Below are 9805 nucleotides of genomic sequence, written 5' to 3'. Positions count from 1 at the left end.
CGTTCGCGAACACCGACTTCATCATGGCGAGCCTCGGTGAGGAGCTCGGTCTCACCGGCGTCATGGCCATCCTGATGATGTACGCCCTGGTCGTGCTGCGCGGGATGCGCGCGGCCCTCGGCGCGAAGGACCCGTTCGGCAAACTGCTGGCGGCCGGGCTGTCCTTCACCCTGGCGCTGCAGGTGTTCGTGCAGGTGGGCGGGGTCATGCGGCTCATCCCGCTGACCGGGCTCACGCTGCCGTTCGTCTCCTACGGCGGGTCGTCCATCGTGGCCAACGCCGCGATCATCGCGTTGCTGCTGCGGGTCAGCGACGCCGCCCGCCGCGCACCCGAACCGGTGCCGGATGCCCCCCTGTTCGACCCGGGCGCGGTTGCAGAGAGTCCCACCCAGGTGGTGAAGACGACATGAACCGCACGGTGCGCAAGGTCGCCGTCGCCTGCATGGTCCTCTTCGCCGCGCTCCTGGTGAACGCGAACTGGCTCCAGGTGGGCGAGGCGGGCAGCCTCAAGTCCCAGCCGACGAACGGGCGTCAGATCACCGAGCGCCTGGAACGACAGCGGGGCGCGATCGTCGCCGGTGACGTGGAGATCGCACGTTCGGTGCCGTCGAACGACCAGTACAAGTACCAGCGGCAGTATCCGGCCGGGCAGCTCTACTCCAACGTTACCGGCTACTACACGCTGTTCACGGCGGCCGGCCTGGAGCGGTCCGAGGACGTCTTCCTGTCCGGAGACGAYGACCGACTGCTCGCAAGCCGGGTGACCGGCCTGTTCACTGGCGCGGAGCGGCGCGGCGGTTCCGTGGTCACCACGATCAACCCCGCCGTCCAGAAGGCAGCGGCGGAGGCGCTCGGCAACCGCAAGGGCGCGGTGGTCGCCATCGAGCCGTCGACCGGCGCGATCCTGGCGATGGTCACCAACCCTTCCTACGACGCGAACGCGCTGGCGGCCCATGATGAGAAGGCCGCGGCCAATGCCTATGGGCTGCTGTCGGGCAATCCAGATCAACCGCTGCTGAACCGGGCAGCCCAGCAGACCTATCCGCCCGGTTCGACCTTCAAGCTCATCACCGCCGCCGCCGCGCTGTCACAAGGCAGGACGCCGGACACTCGTGTCGCGGCACCCGATGAGCTACCGCTCCCACTGAGCACCGTGCGGCTGCCGAACTTCGGCGGCGAACGCTGCGGCGACGGCGAGACCGACACCCTCATTCACGCGCTCGCCATCTCCTGCAACACCGCGTTCGCACAGCTCGGTATCGATCTCGGTGCCGACACCCTGCGCCGGCAGGCCGAGGCCTTCGGCCTGAACGCGACCTTCCCCGACTTCCCCTTGCAGCAGGCCCGTAGCGTCTTCCCCGCCAAGCTCGACGCCGCGCAGACCGCGCAGTCGGYGATCGGCCAGTACGACGTCCGGGTCACGCCCCTACAGATGGCGGAGGTGGTCGCGGCGATCGCCAACGACGGCACGGAGATGAAGCCCTATATCGTGTCCGAACTACGCAGCCCGGACCTCAAGAGGATCAGCAAAACCGAGCCGAAGAAACTCGGTGAACCGGTGAGCAGCGAGGTGGCCGCCCAGCTCACGACCATGATGGAAAGCGTGGTGACGTCGGGGACCGGTCGGCGGGCGCAGATCGGCGGCGTCACCGTCGCCGGGAAGACGGGGACCGCCGAGCACGGCACCAGCCTGCCGCACGCCTGGTTCGTGGGGTTCGCCCYGGCGGACGMTCCGAAGATCGCGGTTGCCGTCATCGTCGAGGACGGCGGCKGCGAGCTGGGTACCGGTGGTGCCGTCGCCGCCCCCGTCGCGAAACAGGTCATACAGGCCGCATTGGACAAGCCATGAACAACTCCCCGGGCAATCCCATCTCCCCGTCGCAGCCCTTCGCCGGCGCCGCGTCGCCGAACACCGTCCTCGACAACCGGTACCGCCTGAACGGGCGGATCGCCGCCGGCGGCATGGGTGAGGTCTGGCGTGGCCTGGACCTGACCCTCGGCCGCCCCGTCGCGGTGAAACTGCTGCGCCCGGAGTACGCCAGCGACGAGTCGTTCCTGGTGCGGTTCCGCGGCGAGGCCCGCCATGCCGCCCGGCTGTCACACCCGGGCGTCGCCTCGGTCTATGACTACGGCGAGGTCGCGACCGCCGACGACTACCCGACCGCCTACCTGGTCATGGAGCTGGTGGAGGGGGAGCCCCTCTCCGCCGCGCTGCACCGGGAGAAGCGGTTGTCCCCGGAACGCACGCTGGACATCCTCGGGCAGGCGGCCGACGCGTTGCAGGCCGCGCACGCCCTCGGCGTGGTCCATCGCGACGTCAAGCCCGGCAACCTGCTGCTGCGCCCGGACGGCGCGGTGARGGTCACCGACTTCGGGATCRCCCGCGCGGTCGACGCCGCGCCGCTCACCGCCACCGGCATCATGATGGGGACGGCCTACTACGTGTCCCCCGAGCAGGCGTCCGGGCGTCCGGTGACACCGGCGAGCGACGTCTACTCGCTCGGCGTCGTCGCGTACGAGTGCCTCGCCGGTCGCCGCCCCTTCGACGACCGCAACCCCATCGTGGTCGTGATGGCCCACCAGCAGGACACCCCGCCCCCGCTGCCGACCGACATCCCCTACCAGGTACGGGCCCTGGTGGACTCGGCGATGGCCAAGGACCCCGCGCGCAGGCCCAGTTCGGCGGGGGCATTCGCGCGTTCGGCGGCCGGGATCCGGCGCAGTCTGTGGAGCCCGGAGCCGGCGCGCTGGCCCGGCGCACCGGACGCGACCGCCCGCCATCCGGGGCCGGGCGCCGTCCTCCCGCCCGCCGGTGCCGCCGCTCGCCCGCCCCGATCCACCTCGCGCACCCGGCCACCGTCCTGGGTGGCCGCACCGCCACCGTCCGGTCACACCAGTGGACCGGGGCGCACCGGCGCTTCGCCGGACAACGCCCAGGCGGTTCCCGATGGCCCGGAAGCCATGCTCGGCGGACCCGACGTACCTGCAACGGCCCTGCACAGCCCGCCCTTCGGCGGCCCCGACACGGCGTACGGTGGCCCCGAGTCGGCGTACGGCGGCTCGGCCTACGGGACGTCGGACCGTGGCGGCCCCCGCGATCCCGGCACCGCCTACCACCCGGGTCCGCCGCCGTGGGCCCGTACCCCCGGCGGCCCCCCAGGTCCGTCCGGCCCGGACAGCCCGGATGATCTGCGGCCGGGCTGGGAGGGGCGAGCCGCTCGACGGCACCGGCCGAAGGCGGCCTCCCGTCCCGCCCTGCCACTGCCACTTCTGATCATTCTGCTGATCCTCACCGTGGTGATCGTCGCATTCGCGACCAACAGGTTGTTCTCCGGCAGCAATTCCGCATCGAACTCCGCGACCACACCACCGAGGGTGGTCTACCCAACCGCAATCGGTGATGAAATCGTCAGCGGTAACGCCGGGTCGGCGATTTCCGGCGCGGGAGGGGCGACGGCAGGGGAGTATTCGTGACCGACGTGACGGAGATGTATGCCCCGGGGGCTGGGCCGCAGATCATCGRCGGGCGTTACGAGCTGGGCGAGGGCATCGGCTATGGCGGCATGGCGGAGGTCTTCCGCGGTCGTGACATCAGGCTCGGCCGTGAGGTCGCCGTCAAGACGCTGCGCCCGGACCTCGCCCGTGATCCCACCTTTCTCGCCCGGTTCCGCCGAGAGGCGCAGTCCTCGGCCGCGCTGAACCACCCCGCGATCGTCTCGGTGTACGACACGGGCGAGGACCTCATCAACGGGGCGCAGATCCCCTACATCGTGATGGAGTTCATCGAGGGACGGACCCTGCGCGACGCGCTGCAGACCGAGGGCCGGTTCACCGAACGCCGCGCTATGGAGATCACCTCCGACGTCTGTGCCGCCCTGGACTACAGCCACCGGATGGGGATCATCCACCGCGACATCAAGCCGGCGAACGTGATGCTCAGCCCGGACGGCTCGGTCAAGGTCATGGACTTTGRCATCGCCCGCGCCACCACCGCGACCTCCTCGACCATGACCGCGACGGCGGCGGTGATCGGCACCGCTCAGTACCTGTCCCCGGAGCAGGCCCGAGGAGCCCGCGTTGACGCCCGCAGCGACGTCTACACCACCGGGGTGCTGCTCTACGAACTGCTCACCGGGTCGCCGCCGTTCCGCGGGGACAACCCGGTGGCCGTGGCCTACCAGCACGTGCGGGAGGACCCGCTGCCGCCGTCCGCTCACGATCGCGACATCTCCCCCGAGGCCGACGCGATCGTCCTCAAGGCGATGGAGAAGGACGCCGACGACCGCTACGGCACTGYGGGTGAGATGCGCGACGATCTGGAACGGGCGCTGGCCGGACGGCGCGTGCACGCCATGATGGGAGGTGGTGGCGCGGGCGGGGCCGCCACCACCCTCGGCCCGGCCGCGCCCGGCACGGCGATCCTCAGCCGCGGTGACCGAGCGGGTTATCCCACCCGGGACCGCTACCGCGACGACGACTACCGCAACGACGACCAGACCACTTACCGCGACGTCCCCTACGACGACGGCCGGTTCGGCACCGGTCCGTTCGACCGCTACGACGTGACCKGGGCCATCGACCGGCGGGCCGTTCCCAATCAGGAGCGTTCCCAGGCGTGGAAGTACATCCTCGCGGGTCTCGGAATCGTCATCGTCTTCGTCGCCGTCGTCCTGCTCGCCACGACCTTCCTCAGCACCGGTGACAACACCGCCTCCACGAAGAAGATCCTCGTCCCGACCGGCCTCGTCGGGCAGAACGAGCAGCAGGCCCGCGCCCGGCTGCAGAGCGCCGGCTTCGGGGGGGAGGTGGTCACGAAGCTGGTCGATTCACCGGACCTGGCCGGTCGGGTCACGGCGGTCGACCCGGCCGAGGGCAAGGAGGTCGCCGCCAAGGGGGTGATCACCCTGTCGATCGGCAAGGCCGCCGACGACGTCCAGATCCCCGCCGACCTGATCGGGAAGACCCAGGCCGAGGCCGAGGCGGCCCTGCGGGCGTTGGGGCTGGTCCCGAACCCGATGGCCTACGGCAACCCGACCAGCCAGAAGGTCGGCACGGTGGACAGCACCGATCCGCAGGCGGGTTCGGCCGTCAAGCGCGGCAGCACGGTCACGCTCAACGTGGTCAGCCCGAACGTCAACGTTCCCGACGTGCGCAACCGCACGTACGACAATGCCGCCGCCGAACTCGGCCGCTACGGGCTGAGGGCGGCCCAGCAGCCCGTCGCGAACAACAACGTGGCGCCGGGGACGGTTGTGGACCAGAGCCCGTCCGGCGGCAACGTCCCTCGGGGTTCGACCATCACGCTGTCCGTCGCCCAGCAGATCCAGACCACCGCGCCGCCGACTCCAACCGAGACGCCAACCGGGCCCACCCCGACCACGGAGCCGACCAGCACTTCGCCGAGCCCGACGGGTAATCCCACCCCTGGGACACCGGCCACGACGAAGCCGGGCGGCCTGGGGGGGCTGCTGGGCGGCCGCAACGGCGGTGGCGGTTCCGGCGGTGGCGGCACCTGAGGTCGTCGCGCCGACGGAGGCGGTCGTGGCTGCTCAGGCAGTATGGGACTGCGGCCGCCCACGGCAGGGTGCCTGATGCCGCGGGAGGTCACGATCTGATGCGCATCCTGGTGATCGACAACTACGATTCGTTCGTCTTCAACCTTGTCCAGTACCTGGGCCAGCTCGAGACCGAATGCATCGTGCGCCGCAACGACGAGATGACGCCGGCCGACCTCGCCGCGCTCGGCGTCGACGGGGTCCTGCTCTCCCCGGGACCGGGTACGCCCGAGGCGGCCGGCGTGAGCATTCCCATGGTGCGAGCCTGCGCGTCGGGCGGCATGCCGCTGCTCGGGGTGTGCCTGGGCCATCAGGCGATCGCGGTCGCGTTCGGCGCTACCGTCGACCGCGCCCCGGAGTTGCTGCATGGCAAGACCTCGGTCGTCCGCCATGACCGGACCGGCGTTCTCACGGACCTGCCGTCGCCGTTCGTCGCGACCCGCTACCACTCGCTGGCCGTCGAGGAGGACACCCTTCCCGAGGAAATCGAGGTGACCGGCCGGACCGAAAGCGGCGTGGTGATGTCGCTGCGCCATCGACGCCTCCCGCTCGAGGGCGTGCAGTTCCACCCGGAGTCCGTCCTCACCCAGGGCGGCCACCTGATCCTCGCCCGTTGGCTGGACCAGTGCGGCGACGGCGGCGCGGCGCGCAGGCTCGCACCGGGGCTGTCCGCCGAGGTCGAGACCCTGCGGACGGCGGCGTTCTCCTAGCCGCGCCTGGCGATGCCGGACGGGTCGATCGGCCCGTCGTAGCCGGGTAGCCGGCTGTCGGCGGCCTCCTCGACGCGGTATCCCAGCCGGTAGGCGTCGACGTACTGCCGGTAGATCGTGACCTGCGGATTGGCCTGCAGGCTGGAGCGCAGCGCGGCGACCTCCCCGATCGCCGTGATCCGGAACGGCGGGGAGAAGACCTCGCCGTGCAGCAGAAGAGTGTTCCCGACGCAGCGGACCGCCGTCAGTGCCGTCACCCGGCGGTCCATGATGCTCATCGCCTCGGCGCCGCCGGCCCACAGCGCGTTCACGACCGCCTGGACATCCTGCTGGTGCACGATGAGATCGTCGGGCCTCGGGGCGGGCACGCCGGGGGCGTACGGGCCACCCCGGCCCTCCCGCGGGGCGTCGTCCAGCTCGACGGTCAGCGCCGGCCCGCGCACCGGGGCCAACCCCGCGGGACCGGCCAGCGACTCGACCAGGGACCGGGCGGCGGCATCGGTCCCGAGCGCGAAGCCCGGTGCCCCCGACGGGACGGCCTGCGCCGTGGTCGCGCGCCGCCGCGACTCGGCGTCCAGCCCGGCGCGGCGGTCGGCCACCCGGCCCGCCTCCTCGTCTACAACCTGCGCGACTCCCGCCCGCTCCTGGGCCGCCCAAGCGGCAGTGTCCCGCGGGCCGGCCCGATCGAACGGGCCGCCGTCCAGCACCACGACGCCGGACAGCACGCCGGCCCAGAACAGCGACACCGCCCAGATCACCCGCCGCGACCGGCCCCCCGGCCAGGGCCAGGGCCGTAGCCCGCCGTGCACCGTCGTCCCCAATCTCCCTCGGTGCCCCGCTGAACGGTTCACCCATGCATGCCGATGAATCGCCGGGGGCGGCACGCGACCATGCCACAACCAGCCCGGCCGGGCGATCCGTCCGCCGCGTCGGAGGTATCGCCTCCCGCGCAGGCTACGCGGCCGATGGCGCTCTCGATGCCACATGGGTCTGATCGCCCCGGCACCGGCCGCGACGTCGGCGTCGCCCGGGCCCCGACCGGAGGTGAATCCCGCCGGCCGGTACGCAACGGCGTTTCCACGGACGCCCTGTCTACGCTGGTACCCAGCGCGAGACCGCCGATGGCCGGACGAGGACGGCGACGACGGTCGCCGCTCTCGTCCACGCACGGCCATCGAGGAGTTCCGCAGTGCCCGAGTCACGACGCCGCAAGCCCAAGAAGCCAACCCCGACCACCACCGCGGGCGCGTCGGCACGCAGGCGGAAGCCGCCGTCCCCGCCCTGGTTCGGCGGTCTGATCCTCGCGTTCTTCCTGCTCGGGATCGCCTACCTGCTCGTCTACTACTTCTCCAACGGCGGCGTCCTGGGGATGGAGGGGCTGGGCGGCTGGAACATCCTTATCGGGTTTGGTTTTGTCGTCGTCGGACTGGCCGTGTCGACCCAGTGGCGATAGCCGGCCCGCACGCCAGACGCCTGATGGCCACGCCCGGCRCAACCACCAGAGCTTCCAGCCGTGTTATTCATCCACAACCGTTGTCCACAAGTGTGGATACCTCCACCTTGATCACCGATTACCCAGGGAATCCTGTTGCATCCTGAACGTCAGAAGATTTCCGGCTCCTCACCCTACGAAGCCACGATCGGGTTCTCCCGGGCGCTCCGCGTGGGCGAACGCGTGTTCGTCAGTGGGACTGGGCCGGTGTGGCCGGACGACACGGTTCCACCGGACGCTGAGCTGCAGACCCGGCGGTGCTTCGAGATCATCCGCACCGCACTGCGCGAGGCGGGCACCGATCTCGGTGACGTCACCCGTACCCGGATGTTCATCACCGATCCCGCCCACGCTCCGGCCGTCGGCGCCGTCCACGGCGAGCTGTTCGCCGCGATCCGCCCAGCCGCCACGATGGTCGTCGTTGCGGGACTACTCGACGAGCGTTGGGTCGTCGAAGTGGAAGCCGAGGCGATCCTTGGGTCCGGGGCTGGGTCCGGGTCCGGGTCCGACTGACGGCCGGCCCTGACGCCGGGTCCGGATCCGGGACCGTCAGCGCGCGATGACCGCCCTGCGCAGACGCGCCACGGCGCGTTCGGCGTCGCCGGTTGTGACGATCAGGCGCCGGAACTCGCCACCCGGGCGGACCTCCACCACGACCGCGGGCCGGCCGCGGTAGACAGCGACAAACTCCTTGCCGCCCCGCGACCGCCAGGTCCCGAGGGCCATGACGCGCGGCAGTCCGGTCCCGGGCGCCCGCCATCCGTGCACTTCCGCGAACGCATCCGCCGCCAGGCGTACGTCGAGTACCTCGTCGAGCCGCACGGAGACGTCCCCACGCACCGCGCCGATCCGTTCAAGCCCGCGCAGGACGACCTCGACCCGCTTGTCCACAACCTCCAGGCTGGCCACAGCTCCCACGTTAATGCCACGACCCGCTCGGGTTCGCCTGATCGCCGTGGCCACCTGTCCCGGGACCGGCCTGCACGATCAGGTCGAGGGGGACGGCCGGGCGTAGGCCTCGGCGTCCTCGGCCCTGATCACGTACATCACCGCGTTGATCAGGGCCAGATGGGTGAACGCCTGGGGGAAGTTTCCGAGATGGCGGCCACTGACCGGATCGATCTCCTCGGCATAGAGATCCAGCGGGCTGGCGAGGCTCAGCAGCCGTTCACACAGCTGCCGGGCACGGCTCAGCTCGCCGATCTCCACCAGGGCGGAGACCAGCCAGAACGAGCAGATCAGGAAGGCGCCCTCGGTGCCGGAGACCCCGTCGTCGGTCTCCTCCGTGCGGTAGCGCAGGACCAGCCCGTCAACGGTCAGCTCGTCGGCGATCGCGAGCACGGTGGCCTTCACGCGTTCGTCGGCCGCCGGCAGGAACCCGAGCAGCGGAATCAGGAGCAGTGAGGCGTCGAGCGCCTTCGATCCGTAGTACTGGGTAAACACACCGCGATGATCCACACCCTTCTCGCACACCTCGGCGTGGATCTCCTCCGCCACGGCCCGCCAGCGCGCCGCCGTCTTGGCGTCCCCCCGCATCTGCGCCAGCCGCCGACCCCGGTCCAGGGCAACCCAGCACATCATCTTGGACACGGTGAAGTGCTGCGGCGCCCCGCGCACCTCCCACATCCCGCGGTCCGGCTCCCGCCAGTGCGTGGCCGCCGCCTCGACGAGGCGCACGAGCACCGGCCAGAGCCGTTCGGAGAGGTAGTCACGGGACTTGGTGTGCAGGTACACGGAGTCGAGAACGACACCCCAGACGTCGTGTTGACGTTGCAGTGCCGCTGCGTTGCCGATCCGTACCGGGTAGGCTCCCTCGTAGCCGGACAGGTGACCGAGGACCTCCTCGTCGATCTTCGGCTCGCCGCTCACCCGGTACATCACCTGGATGTCGTCGTCATCGTTCTCGGCGACGTCGGCGATGAACGAGAAGAAATCGTTGGCCTCGTAGTCCAGCCCGAGGGTGTACAGGCCCCACAGCGCGAAGGTGGAATCGCGGATCCAGCTGTATCGGTAGTCCCAGTTCCGTTCGCCGCGCGGGGTCTCCGGCA

Annotated in this window: 10 protein-coding genes; 7 read left to right on the top strand and 3 right to left on the bottom strand. The window is 70.8% G+C overall.

The window, feature by feature from the left end; translation table 11 throughout:
* The 5 genes from KBI5_RS22275 to KBI5_RS22255 all read left to right on the top strand — a co-directional run.
* The coding region (locus KBI5_RS22275) for an FtsW/RodA/SpoVE family cell cycle protein (RefSeq protein WP_133057116.1) at window positions 1-410 on the top strand (410 nt) is incomplete at its 5' end.
* Window positions 407-1849 (top strand): penicillin-binding protein 2, encoded by a 1443-nt coding sequence (locus KBI5_RS22270; RefSeq protein WP_085016353.1) that lies wholly within the window; start codon window positions 407-409, stop codon window positions 1847-1849. The genes KBI5_RS22275 and KBI5_RS22270, both read left to right, overlap by 4 nt.
* A complete protein-coding gene (locus tag KBI5_RS22265; RefSeq protein ID WP_085016352.1) occupies window positions 1846-3474 on the top strand; it encodes a serine/threonine-protein kinase in 1629 nt (542 codons plus the stop codon). Before KBI5_RS22270 ends, KBI5_RS22265 begins: the two co-directional genes overlap by 4 nt.
* On the top strand, window positions 3471-5516 hold the full coding sequence (pknB, locus tag KBI5_RS22260) for a Stk1 family PASTA domain-containing Ser/Thr kinase (protein WP_085016351.1): 2046 nt from the start codon (window positions 3471-3473) through the stop codon (window positions 5514-5516). Before KBI5_RS22265 ends, pknB begins: the two co-directional genes overlap by 4 nt.
* A 98-nt stretch (window positions 5517-5614) precedes the next feature.
* Entirely contained in the window at window positions 5615-6265 is a 651-nt protein-coding gene (locus tag KBI5_RS22255) for an aminodeoxychorismate/anthranilate synthase component II (RefSeq protein ID WP_011438791.1), read from the top strand.
* On the opposite strand, the gene KBI5_RS22250 is transcribed toward KBI5_RS22255, so the two are convergent.
* Window positions 6262-7116: a DUF881 domain-containing protein gene (locus tag KBI5_RS22250; RefSeq protein WP_235462856.1), complete on the bottom strand. Its 855-nt coding sequence runs from the start codon at window positions 7114-7116 to the stop codon at window positions 6262-6264. The genes KBI5_RS22255 and KBI5_RS22250 overlap by 4 nt on opposite strands.
* A 338-nt stretch (window positions 7117-7454) precedes the next feature.
* Between KBI5_RS22250 and KBI5_RS22245 the strand changes: the two genes are divergently transcribed.
* Both KBI5_RS22245 and KBI5_RS22240 read left to right on the top strand, forming a co-directional pair.
* The gene (locus KBI5_RS22245; protein ID WP_011438793.1) at window positions 7455-7718 is read left to right on the top strand and encodes a cell division protein CrgA; all 264 of its coding nucleotides are present in this window, start codon (window positions 7455-7457) and stop codon (window positions 7716-7718) included.
* Window positions 7719-7853: 135 nt separating this feature from the next.
* A complete protein-coding gene (locus tag KBI5_RS22240) occupies window positions 7854-8270 on the top strand; it encodes a RidA family protein (RefSeq protein WP_023840020.1) in 417 nt (138 codons plus the stop codon).
* A gap of 36 nt (window positions 8271-8306) precedes the next feature.
* On the opposite strand, the gene KBI5_RS22235 is transcribed toward KBI5_RS22240, so the two are convergent.
* Together KBI5_RS22235 and KBI5_RS22230 are read right to left on the bottom strand one after the other, a co-directional pair.
* Window positions 8307-8666 carry a hypothetical protein gene (locus KBI5_RS22235; protein WP_023840019.1) on the bottom strand — a complete coding sequence of 120 codons (360 nt, stop codon included), beginning with the start codon at window positions 8664-8666 and terminating at the stop codon, window positions 8307-8309.
* A gap of 78 nt (window positions 8667-8744) precedes the next feature.
* Window positions 8745-9805, bottom strand: a 1061-nt coding sequence (locus KBI5_RS22230) for a glycoside hydrolase family 15 protein (RefSeq protein WP_133057115.1), incomplete at its 5' end; no start/stop codon positions are given.

Origin of the sequence: Frankia sp. KB5, assembly GCF_002099325.1 — a bacterium.
Lineage (GTDB): Bacteria > Actinomycetota > Actinomycetes > Frankiales > Frankiaceae > Frankia > Frankia casuarinae.
This window is presented reverse-complemented; position numbering and strand designations above follow the sequence as displayed.